Origin of the sequence: Mesorhizobium sp. M7A.F.Ca.ET.027.03.2.1, from assembly GCF_003999175.1 — a bacterium.
GTDB lineage: Bacteria > Pseudomonadota > Alphaproteobacteria > Rhizobiales > Rhizobiaceae > Mesorhizobium.
In genome coordinates, this window is sequence record NZ_RZOM01000028.1 from 1 (window position 1) to 14,544 (window position 14,544).

Genomic DNA, 14,544 nt, shown 5'->3' on the forward strand with positions numbered 1-14,544 from the left:
CGCCAAGGCGGTGCGCACCGCTGCCCAGAAGGCGCTGGCCGCCGAGTTCGAATCGCGCGCCGAACGCTTCGGCGCCTCGGCCAATGGCGACATCGCGCTCGGCTCGGACGGCACGCTGCGCTGGATCGGCGCGCCGATCGGCACGCTTGTATCAGGCGAAGACGCGCTGAAGCCGCGGCTGGTGCTGCTGGCCGACGAGCAGCTGACCGGCCCGGCGCGCGACAAGGTCGCCGCGCGTGCCGAGCGATTCGTCAATTTCCAGATCGAGTCGCTGCTGAAGCCGCTGGTCGACCTCAGGAACGCCGACCAGATTTCCGGCATCGGCCGCGGCATCGCCTTCCAGCTGGTCGAGAATTTCGGCCTCATCAACCGCCGCGACATCGCCGAGGAGATGAAGTCGCTCGACCAGGAAGGCCGCGCCGCACTTCGCCGGCTTGGTGTGCGCTTCGGCGCCTACCATGTCTTCGTGCCGGCGCTGATCAAGCCGGCGCCTGCCGGGCTGGTGACATTGCTATGGGCGCTGAAGAACGACGGCAAGGACAAGCCGGGCTTTGGCGACGTGGTCCATGCGCTCGCCTCGGGTCGCACCTCGGTGGTGATCGACCCTGCTTTCGACAAGACGTTCTATAAGCTTGCCGGCTACCGCAATCTCGGCCGTCGCGCCGTGCGCATCGACATACTGGAACGGCTGGCGGATCTGATCCGTCCGGCGACCAACTGGAAGCCCGGCCTCGGCCAGCGCCCGGACGGCGCCTATGACGGCCAGTCCTTCATGGTGACGCCGCCGATGATGTCGATCCTCGGCGCCACCGCCGACGACATGGAAGAAATTCTCAAGGGTCTCGGCTACCGTGCCGAGCCTAAGCCGGCCGTCGAGGTCAAGGCGCGGCTCGAAGCGCAGGACAACGCCGCCCGCGAAGCGGCGGTGGCGAAACTGGCGACGGAAGAAGCTGCACGAGCCGAGCAGGCCAAAGCGGCGGAAGCCGCGGCAACGGATGCCGCAGCAGAGGCAGCCGTCGAAGGGTCGGAGCCGGCATCGGACGCAGTGGCCGTTTCGGAAACCACGGTCGAAATTCCCGCCGAAATCACCTCCGACGCCGCGGCGGAACCTGCTGCGCCAGCCGTGGAAGAACAGGCGGACGCTCCAGTCGAAACCGTGCAAGACGAAGCGCCTGTAGCCGAGGCTGCGGCCGACGTCGCCGAACCGGCGCCGGTTGAACCGCAGGCAGAGACTGAGACTGCCGAGATCGAAGTTGCAGCGGCAGAAGAAGCCGCAACGCCCGAGCTGGCGGCAAATGCCGCGCCGGCAACGGACGCCGCGCCGGACGAACCTGTGGCGGTGACTGAAGCAGCCGTCGGCGAACCCGCTCCGGAAGCCGAAGGGCCAAAACCCATCCTGTTGTGGCGGCAGGGCCGCTTCGAACAGCGGCCGCGCAACCGCGATGACAACCGCCGGAACAATCGCCCACGCAACGGACAAGCGCGCGGCCGAAGCGATGCGCCTGCGGATGCCGCCGGCGCACCGGCCGCCGCCGCTGCACCCGGCGAACGTCCGGCCCATGAAGGCCGTCGCGATGGAGCCGGCAAGCCGCGCTTCGACCGCTCGAAATTCAAGCCCAAGCCGCAGGCCGAAGGCGAACAGCGACGTGATGGCAGGCCGCAGGGCGAACGTCCCGACCGCCGCGAAGGCCGTCCCGACTGGAAGGGTGGCAGGCCGGATGGCAAAGGTGGCCCGCAAGGCGGCAAGCCGGCCTTCCAGCCGAAGCCGCGCGAGGAGCGCCCGGTGCGTTTCGATCCGGATTCGCCCTTCGCCAAGCTCGCCGCTCTCCGCGACCAGCTGAAGAAGTAGAACCCGGCTCGCTTCGATGGTTGCCGAAGGCCGCCAGCGCATCGACAAATGGCTGTTCTTCTCCCGCGCCGTGAAATCGCGCTCGCTGGCGGCGAAGTTGGTCGTCGCCGGCCGCGTCCGCATCAATCGCGACAAAGCAGCGCAGGCCTCCGACCAAGTCAAGCCAGGCGACGTCCTGACCATCACGCTCGAACGCCGCATCTTCATCTGGAAGGTGCTTGGTGCCGGTGCACGGCGCGGCCCGGCCGAGGAGGCCCGGACGCTCTACGAGGATATGTCGCCACCGCCCGCACCGAAGGGCGAAGCCCCTCCCGATGCAATTCCGGGGCTGCGCGAGGCCGGCAGCGGCCGCCCGACCAAGAAGGAACGTCGCCAGACCGACCGATTGCTCGGCGAAGATTGATGCCTGGCGTCCAAAAACACGCAGTGGTTCTGGGACAACGGCACGCCTGAGGCGAGAACTGAGCCCGGCAAACAGACGCTCTGCGGGACATGACTGACTTCCGCCGGGCCTGCAGTCTGGAATTCCATTCCGGAAACACCGGCACCGTCCGCAATGGCTACCCTTGCAAGCGGTCGACAAAGGCGTTACCTGACGGAAAAAGCCCAACAAAATGGGACGTCCCGGAGCCGACCGATGACCTATGTCGTGACCGACAATTGCATCAAATGCAAATACATGGACTGCATCGAAGTCTGTCCGGTCGACTGTTTCTACGAAGGCGAGAACATGCTCGTCATCCACCCCGACGAGTGCATCGACTGCGGCGTTTGCGAGCCGGAATGCCCGGCCGACGCAATCAAGCCGGACACCGAACCCGGCCTCGACAAATGGCTGCAGGTCAACACCGAATACGCCGAGAAATGGCCCAACATCACCGCCAAGAAGGAACCGCCGGCAGACGCCAAATCCTTCGACGGCGAGGCCGGCAAGTTTGAGAAATACTTCTCGGCCGAGCCCGGCGAAGGCGATTGACAACACGGCCGCAAAGGCCGGTATTACGCTGGGTAAGAGGCACGTCACATTAACCGGCTTGACAGCCGGCGCTGACCTGTGGCCTTCGCGTATGCAGCAAAACCTTGATTCTTCCGACTTTTTGTGTTACATCAGCGAAACATGCCGGTGACACAACGTCGATTTATGGCGCAGACGCCCCAAATCACTGAAAGGTGAAAATCCCATTCGGACCAGAGCGATCTGGGCCAGGCGGTCGCGATGTTGCGGTTTGCCGGTCCGGCTTTTCCGATGGGTTCATCTGTTGTGCGGCTAACGATCGGCTTCCCCGATCGCGCGAGTTCGGACCGGCAGGACGCCGGTGCCACAACAAGGAGTTCAGGGCGTAATGGCAACGATCACCCCGCAGAAGAAGTCCACCGCTGCGCGTCACGGTTTCAAGACCGGCGAGTACATCGTCTACCCGGCGCACGGCGTCGGCCAGATCGTCTCGATCGACGAGCAGGAAGTTGCTGGACACAAGCTGGAACTGTTCGTCATCGACTTTTCGAAGGACAAGATGCGCCTGAAGGTGCCGGTCGCCAAGGCGACCTCCATCGGCATGCGCAAGCTGTCGGAGGAGGATTATGTCGAGCGCGCGCTGAAGGTCGTGCAGGGCCGCGCCCGTGTCAAGCGCACCATGTGGTCGCGCCGCGCCCAGGAATATGATGCGAAGATCAATTCGGGCGACCTGATCTCGATCTCGGAAGTCGTGCGCGACCTCTACCGCGCCGACAACCAGCCGGAGCAGTCCTATTCCGAGCGCCAGCTCTATGAGGCGGCGCTCGACCGCATGGCCCGCGAGATCGCGGCCGTCAACCGCATGTCGGAAACCGAAGCCGTGCGCTTGATCGAGGTCAACCTCAACAAGGGCCCTAAGCGGGGCGCCAAGGCCGACAATGAAGAGGCCGAGCAGGAAGAAGCTGCCTGATCCTTCTCGCCTTTTCGATAGATCCTGCCTGAAACGATTGGAGGCTCCGGTTTGACCGGGGCCTCTTTTGCTTTTGGGCGGCAGCTTCGATGTTGAAGATGCACCGCGCGCCAGCGTGCTGCATCACGGCTTGCCGGCGCGCCGAACCGTGGTGCCGTCCAGCGCGCGTTTTCGTTTAACGTGTGTCCCCACTTGTCGCCTTGCCTGCAAAGCAGACCGCAGCAATGGTTTCGCGCAATTCCTCGTCGGCGATCGGCTTGTGCAGGATGCGGCTGCCGCTGGCGCTGATCTCCTTGAGGCGCGAAGGCGAGGTATCGCCGGTGATGATGATGGTCGGGACAACGCGGCCGATATGGGCGTGAAGCGCACGGATCGCGTCGGTGCCGGTGGTGTCATTCTCGAGACGGTAGTCTGCGATGATCAGGTCGACCGGCGCATCGCCGGCAGCCAGCGCCGCCGCATGGGCCTTCCGTGCCTCTGCGGCGGAGCGGCCGGGATAGACACGATGTCCTTCCAGGCTGAGCAAGCGCACCATGGCATCGAGAACGTCGCCCTCATCCTCGACCACCATGATGCCGGCGGCACTGCTGGCCGGCGATGTCGTGTCGACCTCTGAGCGAGCCTGCACCGCGCCGGCCTTCGCGACGGTGATGGAAAACAGGGAACCGCGTCCTGGTGTCGAAGCTAATTTCAGGGGGTGCCCCAACAGTTCGGCGGTGCGACGAACGATGGCGAGCCCGAGTCCCAGGCCTTGCGTGCGGTCCCGCGCCGGGTTCTGCAACTGCACGAACTCCTCGAAGACCATCCCCTGCTGATCGGCGGGGATGCCGGGGCCGCTGTCGAGGACTTGTATCTCCACACATGCGCCGCGCCGGCGACAGCCCAGCAGGACACCACCTTGCTTGGTGTAGCGAAGGGCATTCGACACCAGGTTGTTGAGGATGCGCTTCAGCATCATCGGGTCGCTGTCGACGTAGATGTCGCTGTCGACCACGCGCCACGTAAGTCCGCGCTGCTTCGCCTCGGCGGCGAATTCATTGCGAAGATCACCAAAGAGGTCGCGCAGCGGCACCGCCTCGCTCGCGACCGTGACGATGCCCGCATCGAGCCGGGAGATATCGAGCAAAGCGTTGAGCAGCCCACTGAAGTTGCTGACAACCGATTTCGCCCGGCTGGCCAGGTCGCGCGCCTCGCCGGAGGGTACGTCGCCGCGCTGCCCCAAAACGGCAAGCGTCGAGACCAGCAGGCTCAGGGCATGGATCGGTTGGCGCAGATCGTGACTCGCCGCCGCCAGAAAACGCGTCTTGGCACGGTCGGCGGTCTGCGCCCTGTCGCGTTCCTCTTGCAGATGCTCGACCAGCGTTTCGTTCTCCAGTCGCAGGCTGACGGTTTCGCGCAGCATGCGGTAGGTGATACGGCAGTAGTAGAAATTGATCGCCACCAGCGACGCGAGCAGGAACAGGAAGGCGCCGGAAATATCGCTTTGGGTGGTCAGGCAGCGCAGGGCGACCGGCACCACCGTTGCCAGGATGGAACCAACCAGCGCCGGCGGAAAGGCCGACAGAGACGGCACGGTGCCGCAGACGAGACCAGTCAGGACGATGACCGTGAAGGACAGCACGATCGGCGCCTCGGGCATGAATCCGACCCAGCCAAGCACACCCCACAGAAGGCCTGACATGCAGGAAAACGCCGTCGCCAGCCATGCCCAGCGCAAGATCGAGTGGCGATCCCGGGCGCGGCTGAAAAAACGGCGCGACGCCAGCACCCGGATAGCCGTCAGCAGATACAGCGCCGCCAGCCAGCCGATCAGCCAATTGGTGGAAACGGCCGTTCTCAGCACATAGACCGCCGCCATCGAGATCACGATGTTGGAGATGACCACGCCGTAGGAATTGCGATACAGGAGTTCGATCAGGGCCTGGCGTATCTTGTCTTCCTGCATCGAATCCCCCAATTGCCCCAAGTATTCTCCGGGCGGTCTTCCCCGGTACCGTTGATCTACCGGCAACCTGTTTCGCATAAGTTGGCGATCGATCCATATACGCCGCTGCAGTCCTGGATGGTGCCCTGATGAATCGCCCGCTCACCGCCATACTCGCCGACGACCATGCCATCGTGCGCGAGGGGCTGAAGCTGCTCATCTCGGCGATGGACAATGTCTCGGTCGTCGCCGAGGCTGCGGATGGCGAGGCGCTGCTTGGCCAGCTGCGAAGCACGCGCGCCGACCTTTTGATCCTCGACCTCGGCATGCCAGGTGTCGCCGGGATGCAGTTCATCGCCACCATCAGGACCTTGGCGCCACACCTGCGCATCGTGGTGCTGACGGCCAATATCGAGCCGAGGACGGTGCGCGCCGCGCTCAGTGCCGGCGCCAGCGCCTACCTGACCAAGGACGGCGATCCCGAGGAACTCGGCGCCGCCATCGAAGCGGTCAAGAAGGGGGGCACCTATCTGGCGAAAACCGTTCGCTTCGCCGTCAGCGATATGGGCAGGGGCAGCGAGCCGATAGCCGCACAGGAAATCCTCTCCCCGGTGCCGCTGACGCGGCGCGAACGGCAGATCCTTCAACTGGTGGCGCAAGGCATGATCACGCGCGACATCGCCGAACGGCTGGGTATCAGCCTGCCGACCGCTCGCAAGCATCGCGAAAACCTGATGGGCAAGCTCAATCTCCACAACACCGCCGAACTGACCGCCTACGCGGTTCATCTGGGATTGCCCGCCGGCTGACATCGCAGCCGCTCGGCAACGTCCCCTTAACCATCGGCAGATTAGCCAAGCCCGATCACGATCCAAATACGGCATCTGCCGTATGTTTTCGGCCTGACCCCCAGCCTACTCCTCCCACGGCTTGATCACATGGGAGGAGCCGTCATGCCGTCGCTGGATCTTTGGATTCCGTTCGCCCTCGCAACGCTCGCCTTCGCCTGCATGCCAGGGCCGGCGATTCTCTACATGACCGCGCAGACGCTGGCCCATGGCCGTCAGGCGGGATTGATGGCGGCACTGGGTGTTCATCTCGGCTGTTACGTGCACATCCTGGCTGCGGCGGTCGGACTCGCCGCACTGATGGAACACGCGCCGATCGCTTTCTCGATGATCCGATTGGCGGGCGCCACATATCTCATTTCGCTAGGCCTTGCCATGTTCCTGGGCTGGAACCGGATGGGCGAGGACGGTGCCAGACCGGCCCCGAACACATTCCGCGACAGCATGGTCGTCGAGATCCTCAATCCCAAGACAGCACTGTTCTTCCTGACCTTCCTGCCGCAGTTCGTGGATCCGTCAGCCGCCATTGCCGTAGGGTTGCAATTCCTCATCCTCGGCATCGTCGTCAATCTTATCTTCTCGATGCCCGACCTGGCGGCGGTCGGCATCGCCTCGCTCGCCGTTGGCCGGTTCACTGGCGGCGGCGCCGGATGGGTGATCCCCAAGACATGCGGTTCGATCCTCATCGGACTTGGCGTGGCGCTCGTAAGCCATCATATCTGAACCTGCAAATGAAAAGCCGCGGCGTCAGGGGAGAGCCGACGGTGAAATTTTAGCGGCTGCCGGCAGCAAGGGCCAGTATGCCGGAGGGCGGCTGACGGCCTGCTCGCGCACGGCAAGATATCCCGGAAACCGGCGCCCCTTTTGGGCCATCACCCGAATTCAACACACTCTGGGCCGCGCTCTTACGCGCCGCCGCCTTCCTTCTCAGCCTCCTGCTTCAGCGTTGCGATGAACCGCTTCGTCCGTTGCTGCTGCGGATTGTTGAACAGCACCGCGGCCGGCCCCTTCTCGACGACGACGCCGGCATCGAGGAACACCACTTCCTGGGCGATCTTGGAGGCGAGGCGCAGATCATGCGTCGCCATCACCATGGTCGTGCCTTCGCTGGCGAGCTTGCCAAGCACCTCGACCACCTCTTGCGCCAGTTCCGGGTCGAGCGCCGAGGTCGGCTCGTCGCAGAGCAGCACTTTCGGCGACGGCGCCAAAGCGCGGGCGATCGCCACGCGCTGTTGTTGGCCGCCCGACAGCGTCGCTGGCCAGGCGTCTGCCTTGTGCACCATCCCGACCTTCTCCAGCAGAGCCAGTGCCCGCTCGCGTGCCCTCTCAGGCGACCATTTCAACACCGTCACCAGCCCTTCCATGACGTTCTCGATCGCAGTGCGATGCGGAAACAGCTGGAAGTTCTGGAACACCATGCCAGTCTGCAGCCGCAGGCGCTGGATATCCCTGGCCGGAACCCTGCCGCCGGGGTGGAATTCGAGCGTCTCGTCGCCAATGCGCACCGTGCCCGAGGTCGGGATCTCCAGGAGGTTGATACAGCGCAGCAGGGTGCTCTTTCCCCCGCCCGACGGACCGACCAGCGCCGTGACGCTGCCTTCGGCAATGGTGACCGTCACGCCCTTCAACACGAGATTGTCGCCGAAGCGCTTTTCGATGTTGCTGAGGCCGATCATGAGCGCGCCTCCAGGAAGCCGCCATAGCGGTTGAGCCGGGTCTCCAACCGCGTCTGCAAGGCCGACAGCACCGAACTCAGCGCCAAATAGAGGATCGCCGCCTCGACATAGAGGATCAGCGGCTCATAGGTGGTGGCGACGATGCGCTGCGCCGCCTGGAACATCTCCGGCACGGTGATGGCGGCGGCCAGCGACGTGTCCTTGACCAGCGAGATGAAGGTGTTGGAGAGCGGCGGCACCGCGACCCGGCCGGCTTGCGGCAGAATGGTGCGCCGCATCGCCTGGCCCCAGGTCATGCCGATCGAATAGGCGGCTTCCCACTGGCCTTTCGGCACCGAGCCTATTGCCGCGCGGATGATTTCCGACGTGTAGGCGCCGATGTTGAGCGTGAATCCGATCAACGCCGCCGTGAAGGCGTCGAGCAGGATGCCGACCGACGGCAGGCCGTAGAAGATGAGGAACAGCTGCACCAAAAGTGGCGTACCCCGGAAGATCCAGACATAGAAGCGCACAAGCGCGACCAGCGGCTTGGGGCCGAACAGCCGGGCAAGTGCTGCACCCAACCCAACGGCCAGCCCCAAGGCGAAGGACAACAGCGTCAGCGGCACGGTGAAGATCAGCGCCGCCCACAGGAGCGAAGGCAGCGACTCCAGCATCAGTTGCAGCCAGTGCGGCACGTATGACCCTCCAGATTGGTCGAAGCAGCTTGGTCAAGGCGAGAATGCGTCTGCCATATCACGACAAAAGCGGCGGGCCGTCAAAGACGGCTCGCCGCTCTATGTGTCTCATGGCCGCGGAGCGGCTCGCCTCATGGATTACTTCGAAACATCCTGGCCGAAATAGGTGTCGGCGATCTTCTTATAGGTGCCGTCGGCCTTGATGTCGGCCAGCGCCTTGTTGATCGCGGCGACCAGCTCCGGATCGCCCTTGCGCACGATAACGCCGGAATAGTCGGCGTTTTCCTCTTGCGCGGCAATCTTCACATTGGCGTCGGGCTTGTGCTTCTTGAAGTCGAGGAACGACAGGCTGTCATTGATCGTGGCGTCGGCGCGGCCGGTCAGAAGCAGCTGGATCGACTGGTCGAAGCCATCGGTGCCGACCAGCTCGGCGCCGTTCGTTTCGGCCAGCTTGCCGAAATTCGAGGTCAGCGACTGCGCCGACTTCTTGCCCTTGAGATCGGCGAAGCTCTTGATGTCGGTGTTGTCGCCGCGCACGATCAGCACCGCCTTGGAGGCGATGTAGGGATCGGAGAAGTCGTACTTGGCTTTGCGGGCATCGGTGATGCCGACCTGATTGATGACGGCGTCGTAGCGATTGGCGTCGAGGCCGGCGATCAGTCCATCCCACTTGCCTTCGAGGAACTCGGCCTGGACACCAAGCTTCTCGGCAATCGCCTTGGCAATTTCGACGTCGAAGCCGACCAGTGCACCGGACGTGTCATGGTAGGTGAACGGCGCATAGGTGCCTTCCGTGCCGATCTTGATGACACCGGCGTGCTTGATCTGGTCGAGATTGGGGCCGGCATGACCTGAAGCGACAGCCAGGGCCTGCAGCGTTCCGGCGATAATGAGCGACTTGAGCCATTTCATTTTTCTGTGATCCCGTCCTTGGCCGGCTGGCCGGCATATTTGTGAGCGCTGGAAACTGACAGATGCAAGCCGAAAAAATAAGGAACAGGATTTCAAAAACGGCGGGGTTATGAAACCATATTCTCTAAACGGCGCTTTTCCACTCGTGATCGCAGCCATCTCGGACCTCCTGAGAATCCTTCAGGCAACACAATCGCGCCGCTGCGGTCGCGGAACCTTTCCCGCGCATGGCAGTTCTGGCTGTTCTAGGGCACGACGCCGGCATTTCAACCCGGGCGGCAGCCAAGTTTGCAAAGTCATCCGCACCACCCAGGGAGCGCCTCATGATGGAAGACACGGCAGGACGGATCATGGTCCGCGCGGCAATGAAGGCTCCCTACCTCGAGCGTGACGAAGAGCATCGGCTTGCATTGCTCTGGAAAGAGGACAACGACCAGAACGCGCTGCACTCAATCACCGTCGCCCATATGCGGCTGGTCATTTCCATGGCCTCCAAGTTCCGCCATTACGGCCTGCCGCTCGGCGATCTGGTCCAGGAGGGTCATGTCGGATTGCTCGAGGCCGCCGCCCGCTTCGAGCCGGAGCGCGAGGTGCGGTTCTCGACCTATGCGACATGGTGGATCCGCGCCTCGATGCAGGACTATATCCTGCGCAACTGGTCTATCGTGCGTGGTGGCACCAGCTCGGCTCAGAAGGCGCTGTTCTTCAACCTGCGACGCCTGCGCGCGCGGTTGGCGAATGGCACGGAGCCGCTCTCCAACGCCACGCTCTATCGCGAAGTGTCGGAGGCGCTTGGCGTCTCCGAAGCCGATGTGGCGATGATGGATTCGCGGCTCTCGGCGCCCGACTCCTCGCTCAACATGCCTATTGCCGACGATGCGGGTTCGACCGAGCGCATGGATTTCCTGATTTCGGACGATCCGCTGCCCGACGAGATCGTCGGCGACAAGATCGATGTCGCGCGCCGCTCGCTCTGGCTGAGGGAGGCGCTTCGCGCGCTCAACGCACGGGAGCTTAGGATCATCGAGGAACGGCGGCTGAACGACGAGGGCGCGACACTCGAAGCGCTCGGCGAAACCCTCGGCATCTCCAAGGAACGCGTCCGCCAGATCGAGGCCCGCGCCATGGAAAAGCTCAAGGTCGCATTGGTGAAGCAGAATCCGGAGTTCATGGCGACTGCCGCCTGAACGGCGGCAGGCGTCCAGCGGCGCCTACTTGTCGGTGACGATCTTGACCTTGTCGCCGGCCGAAACCGCGGCACCGGGCGACAGCGCGTTGAGGACGCGGAACAGGTCGAGCTTGCGGTCGACGCCGACCATCTGCGCCGAAAGTGAACCCATCGTCTGCCCAGGCTGGACGGTGACGACGCGGATGTGCAGCGGCTTCAGCGCCGCCTTTTCGGCAGCACTCAGTATCCGGAACGAGCCGCTTACCGAACGGGCGATCGTGTCCAGAGACGTGCTGGCGGAAGGGGCCGCGGTCAGCAGCCGGTAGACCTGGCCGCCAGCGCGGATCACCGCTATGTCGAATTGCCAGCCTTCGGCGCCGGCATGCGCGGTCGCCGCCTCATTGCCGTTGATGGTTTCCTGCTTGACGCTACTGTCGACGAGACCAGCCACCCAGCCGCTGCGGATATAGTCCGTCAGCGCCCGGTTCTTGTCGATGGAAACGCCATCGAAACGGATCGCTATGTCGCCGGGGCCGGTGGCCGTCACCGCTGCCGCCGAATTGTCGATGATGAAGCCGTCCGGCACCGTGAACGACACACCAAGGCCCGGGTGCAGGAAGGTTTCGCCGCGCACATAGCCTTCCTCGGGCGTGTCGCCATACAGCAGGCCGTCTATGCCGGCGAGGAAGGAATCGCGGTCGCGCGTGCCGACGCCCGGCGCGCCGAACTGGCGGGCATGGCGCTGCGCCAGATCGATGCGCTGCGGCGTGTTGGGGTGCGTGGCCAGGAAGTCCAGGCTGGCGTCGGTGGCGCCGCTGATCGAGCGGAAATCGGTATAGGCCGACATCGATTGAAGGAAGCGGCCTGCGGCGAAAGGATCGTAGCCGGCCTCGCCGATCGACTTGATGCCGATGGCGTCGGCTTCCAGCTCCTGGTTGCGCGAAAATTGCGCCAGCCTCAGCTTGCCGCGGATCAACGCCGCCTTGGCGGTCGGGCTGTCGCCGAGCACATCGGAGACCACCTTTGTCGCTAGGCCTTCCTCTGCCTCGAGCTGTTGGCGCTGCAGGCCGTGATTGGCGGTGACGTGGCCCATCTCATGCGCGATTACAGCGGCAAGCTCGGCCGAATCATTGGCCAGCGCCAGGAGGCCGCGGGTGATGTAGAGATAACCGCCCGGCAGCGCGAATGCGTTGACGTTGGGCGAATTTAGAATGGTGATGCGATAGGTCTGTGTCGGGTTGGCGGACACCACCGTCAAACTACCGACCACCTTGGCGACCATTCGCTCGAGCTTGGGGTCGGAATATTCACCGCCGTAAGTCGCCAGGATGCGCGGGTGCTGCGCCTTGGCCAATTCGGCGAGCTTGTTGTTGGCGCCGACATTGTCCACTGTGATCGGCTTGTCGGAAGGCTGGAAGCCGGATTCCTGAACTTCCGGCGGCGTGAACATCTGGCAGCTTGCCAACGCCACGGCAAAACCGGCCAGCGCGAGAAAACGCGCCAGCGGTTTCATTCCCAATGTGTTAGCGCCGATCGCCAGAACGGCTTCCTTTCGGGTCCCGGCGCATGACCACGAAAATCGGGGGCGATCTTCGGAACGCGTCATGCGCTATCTCAAACTGCTGCAGCATCCGTTGCCCGTCCCTTAGGGCGGGCGGCGGATACTGCAGGCAAATCACGGCCTGTGCCGGACCGGTAGGGCGACCTAGCCACACTCCCCCGGTCATGGCAAGCAAACGCCACATCGCCTGGAGCCGGTTTGACCGTAAATTATGTCCGCTTCCGGGCAACATCGCGTGATGTGGAATATCCAGCACCCGCGCCGATATAGCGCCGGAACGCCTCCGGACCAGCCCCGGTAAAGAAATCATCAGCCTTGCCGGTTGCGGCCACCAACCCATTGTCGACAAACACCATGTGCTCGCCGATGCGGCGTGCATCCTCGGGCTGGTGGGTGACAAATAGCACCGTCATGGCGCGTTCGGCATGAACGGCAGCAACCAGATTCAGCATCTCGTCGCGCAAAGCGGGTCCGAGCGAAGCGAATGGCTCGTCGAGCAGCAACACCGGTCGGTCGCGCACCAGCACGCGGGCCAGTGCGACGCGCTGGCGTTCGCCCCCGGAGAGCTCGCGCGGCAGGCGTTTCTCCTTGCCCGCGAGACCGGTGCGCGCAAGCGCCTCGGCGACCGCGGCGCGGTCCGCCTCGGTCAGTCCCAGGGAGGGCGAGCGACCGAGCCCGACATTCTGCTCGACGGAAAGATGCGCGAAGAGATTGTTCTCCTGGAACACCATCGACACCGGCCGCGCCGAGGCCGGCTCGGCGCTGACATCGGCCCCGCCGATCAGCACGCGGCCCGATTGTGGGGTCTCGAAGCCGGCGACCAGATTGAGCAGCGTCGACTTGCCCGAACCGCTCGGACCCATGATGGCGGTGATCTTCGCCGTGGCGAACTCGACGTCGAAGACAAGTGGCACCTCACCATAACTGAACGACACCTTGTCCAGCCGCACCGATGCGCCCTTTTCAAGCCTGCTGGCCGCCCCGTCACGCATCCCGGACCTTCTCCCTTCCCAGCCAGTGCGCCGCCACGATCAACGCGAGACAGACGAGGCCGAGCAGGAGTGCCAGGCCGGCGGCATCCTCGGTGCGGTAGCTGCCCATCCGAGCCAGAAGAAGGTAGGGCAATGTCTGCACGGAATCACTGCCGAACAGGGCAATGACACCGAGATCGCCCAGCGACAGCGCCATGGCGAAAGCGAAGGCCGTGGCGAGCGGGCGCCGCAGCGACGGCCAGTCGACCAGTATCAGCCGGTTCCAGCCCGCAATGCCGAGCTGTGCGCAGAGCCGTTCGTGACGCTCGCTCGCCGCATCATAGGCGGGACGCACGGCGCGCAGGGCGAACGGCATCGCCATCACCGCGTTGACGGTGACGACCATGACCGGGGCGATGGCAAAGACATCGCCGGCATGGCGCAGCAACAGGAACCAGCCGGCGCCGACGACGATCGGCGGCACGACAAGAACAAAGCCGGCGCCTGTATCGGCGGCGCGTTCGAGCAGTGTCTTTGCGCCGGCACGGCGGTTCAGCGCCAGTGCCCGCCGCGCCATGGTCAGCGCCAGCGACAGCATCACCGAGAGCAGTGCCGACAGGAAGGCGAGCGCCGCGCTGGTCAGCGTTGCCTGCCGGACAGTGGCCTCGCTGGCCAAACGGCCGAGATCCGCACCCAACCCGGCCATCACGGTTGCCGCCATCGGCCCAACGACCAACAGCAGCGCCAGGATGATGACTAGCGCGTTCAACCAGGTCTCGCTCCGATTCACCGAGATATAGCGGCGTTGCGCGACCGGCAAATTGGTGTCGCCGACCACATTGGCGCCCAGGCGCGTCAGGGCCAGCACAACGATAAAGGTCAGGGCGATCTGCAACAGCGTCAGTGTAACGGCCCGCGCGGGATCGAAATCGAAGCGCAGGGCCTGGTAGATGCCGACCTCCAGCGTCGTCGCGGCCGGCCCGCCGCCGAGCGTCAGCACGATCGTGAAGGATGTGATGCAGAGCATGAACAC

13 protein-coding genes and 1 pseudogene are annotated in these 14,544 nt (G+C 64.1%); 7 read left to right on the forward strand and 7 right to left on the reverse strand.

Going from position 1 to position 14,544, the window contains the following annotated elements; genetic code table 11:
• The 4 genes and pseudogenes from EN750_RS02665 to EN750_RS02680 form a co-directional block, all read left to right on the forward strand.
• Positions 1-1,849: pseudogene (locus EN750_RS02665) on the forward strand (helicase); the annotation flags it as partial.
• 16 nt (positions 1,850-1,865) lie between these two features.
• On the forward strand, positions 1,866-2,252 hold the full coding sequence (locus tag EN750_RS02670; RefSeq protein ID WP_023814308.1) for an RNA-binding S4 domain-containing protein: 387 nt from the start codon (positions 1,866-1,868) through the stop codon (positions 2,250-2,252).
• Between the two features lie 234 nt (positions 2,253-2,486).
• The gene (gene fdxA / locus EN750_RS02675; protein WP_013529180.1) at positions 2,487-2,825 is read left to right on the forward strand and encodes a ferredoxin FdxA; all 339 of its coding nucleotides are present in this window, start codon (positions 2,487-2,489) and stop codon (positions 2,823-2,825) included.
• Positions 2,826-3,192: 367 nt separating this feature from the next.
• Positions 3,193-3,774, forward strand: a complete 582-nt coding sequence (locus tag EN750_RS02680; RefSeq protein WP_013529179.1) for a CarD family transcriptional regulator — start codon at positions 3,193-3,195, stop codon at positions 3,772-3,774.
• Between the two features lie 175 nt (positions 3,775-3,949).
• On the opposite strand, the gene EN750_RS02685 is transcribed toward EN750_RS02680, so the two are convergent.
• Positions 3,950-5,719, reverse strand: a complete 1,770-nt coding sequence (locus EN750_RS02685; protein WP_127395561.1) for an ATP-binding protein — start codon at positions 5,717-5,719, stop codon at positions 3,950-3,952.
• A gap of 128 nt (positions 5,720-5,847) precedes the next feature.
• On the opposite strand from EN750_RS02685, the gene EN750_RS02690 reads away from it, so the two are divergent.
• A complete protein-coding gene (locus EN750_RS02690) occupies positions 5,848-6,507 on the forward strand; it encodes a response regulator transcription factor (RefSeq protein WP_127395562.1) in 660 nt (219 codons plus the stop codon).
• 144 nt (positions 6,508-6,651) lie between these two features.
• Complete coding sequence (locus EN750_RS02695) at positions 6,652-7,269, forward strand: LysE family translocator (protein ID WP_127395563.1); 618 nt, start codon at positions 6,652-6,654, stop codon at positions 7,267-7,269.
• 182 nt (positions 7,270-7,451) lie between these two features.
• Here the strand turns inward: EN750_RS02695 and EN750_RS02700 are convergent, their stop codons facing one another.
• The 3 genes from EN750_RS02700 to EN750_RS02710 form a co-directional block, all read right to left on the reverse strand.
• Positions 7,452-8,222, reverse strand: coding sequence for an amino acid ABC transporter ATP-binding protein (locus tag EN750_RS02700; protein ID WP_127267253.1), 771 nt, complete (start codon positions 8,220-8,222; stop codon positions 7,452-7,454).
• Positions 8,219-8,899 (reverse strand): amino acid ABC transporter permease, encoded by a 681-nt coding sequence (locus EN750_RS02705; RefSeq protein WP_127267252.1) that lies wholly within the window; start codon positions 8,897-8,899, stop codon positions 8,219-8,221. The genes EN750_RS02700 and EN750_RS02705 overlap by 4 nt, the downstream gene beginning before the upstream one ends.
• Positions 8,900-9,037: 138 nt before the next feature.
• Entirely contained in the window at positions 9,038-9,811 is a 774-nt protein-coding gene (locus EN750_RS02710; protein ID WP_127267251.1) for an amino acid ABC transporter substrate-binding protein, read from the reverse strand.
• A gap of 323 nt (positions 9,812-10,134) precedes the next feature.
• Between EN750_RS02710 and EN750_RS02715 the strand changes: the two genes are divergently transcribed.
• Positions 10,135-10,998 (forward strand): RNA polymerase factor sigma-32, encoded by an 864-nt coding sequence (locus EN750_RS02715; protein WP_023814301.1) that lies wholly within the window; start codon positions 10,135-10,137, stop codon positions 10,996-10,998.
• 24 nt (positions 10,999-11,022) lie between these two features.
• Here EN750_RS02715 and EN750_RS02720 read toward each other — a convergent pair whose 3' ends face one another.
• The 3 genes from EN750_RS02720 to EN750_RS02730 form a co-directional block, all read right to left on the reverse strand.
• On the reverse strand, positions 11,023-12,492 hold the full coding sequence (locus EN750_RS02720; RefSeq protein ID WP_127267258.1) for a M48 family metalloprotease: 1,470 nt from the start codon (positions 12,490-12,492) through the stop codon (positions 11,023-11,025).
• Between the two features lie 257 nt (positions 12,493-12,749).
• Complete coding sequence (gene thiQ, locus EN750_RS02725) at positions 12,750-13,532, reverse strand: thiamine ABC transporter ATP-binding protein (protein ID WP_127395564.1); 783 nt, start codon at positions 13,530-13,532, stop codon at positions 12,750-12,752.
• Positions 13,525-14,544, reverse strand: a 1,020-nt coding sequence (locus EN750_RS02730) for an ABC transporter permease subunit (RefSeq protein WP_127395565.1), incomplete at its 5' end; no start/stop codon positions are given. The genes EN750_RS02730 and thiQ, both read right to left, overlap by 8 nt.

What these genes read in the sequence shown, in the direction of transcription:
- EN750_RS02670 (WP_023814308.1), top strand. Translation starts at nt 1,866, where the DNA reads ATGGTTGCCGAAGGCCGCCAGCGCATCGACAAATGGCTGTTCTTCTCC.
- fdxA (WP_013529180.1), top strand. Translation starts at nt 2,487, where the DNA reads ATGACCTATGTCGTGACCGACAATTGCATCAAATGCAAATACATGGAC.
- EN750_RS02680 (WP_013529179.1), top strand. Translation starts at nt 3,193, where the DNA reads ATGGCAACGATCACCCCGCAGAAGAAGTCCACCGCTGCGCGTCACGGT.
- EN750_RS02685 (WP_127395561.1), bottom strand. Translation starts at nt 5,719, where the DNA reads ATGCAGGAAGACAAGATACGCCAGGCCCTGATCGAACTCCTGTATCGC.
- EN750_RS02690 (WP_127395562.1), top strand. Translation starts at nt 5,848, where the DNA reads ATGAATCGCCCGCTCACCGCCATACTCGCCGACGACCATGCCATCGTG.
- EN750_RS02695 (WP_127395563.1), top strand. Translation starts at nt 6,652, where the DNA reads ATGCCGTCGCTGGATCTTTGGATTCCGTTCGCCCTCGCAACGCTCGCC.
- EN750_RS02700 (WP_127267253.1), bottom strand. Translation starts at nt 8,222, where the DNA reads ATGATCGGCCTCAGCAACATCGAAAAGCGCTTCGGCGACAATCTCGTG.
- EN750_RS02710 (WP_127267251.1), bottom strand. Translation starts at nt 9,811, where the DNA reads ATGAAATGGCTCAAGTCGCTCATTATCGCCGGAACGCTGCAGGCCCTG.
- EN750_RS02715 (WP_023814301.1), top strand. Translation starts at nt 10,135, where the DNA reads ATGATGGAAGACACGGCAGGACGGATCATGGTCCGCGCGGCAATGAAG.
- EN750_RS02720 (WP_127267258.1), bottom strand. Translation starts at nt 12,492, where the DNA reads ATGAAACCGCTGGCGCGTTTTCTCGCGCTGGCCGGTTTTGCCGTGGCG.
- thiQ (WP_127395564.1), bottom strand. Translation starts at nt 13,532, where the DNA reads ATGCGTGACGGGGCGGCCAGCAGGCTTGAAAAGGGCGCATCGGTGCGG.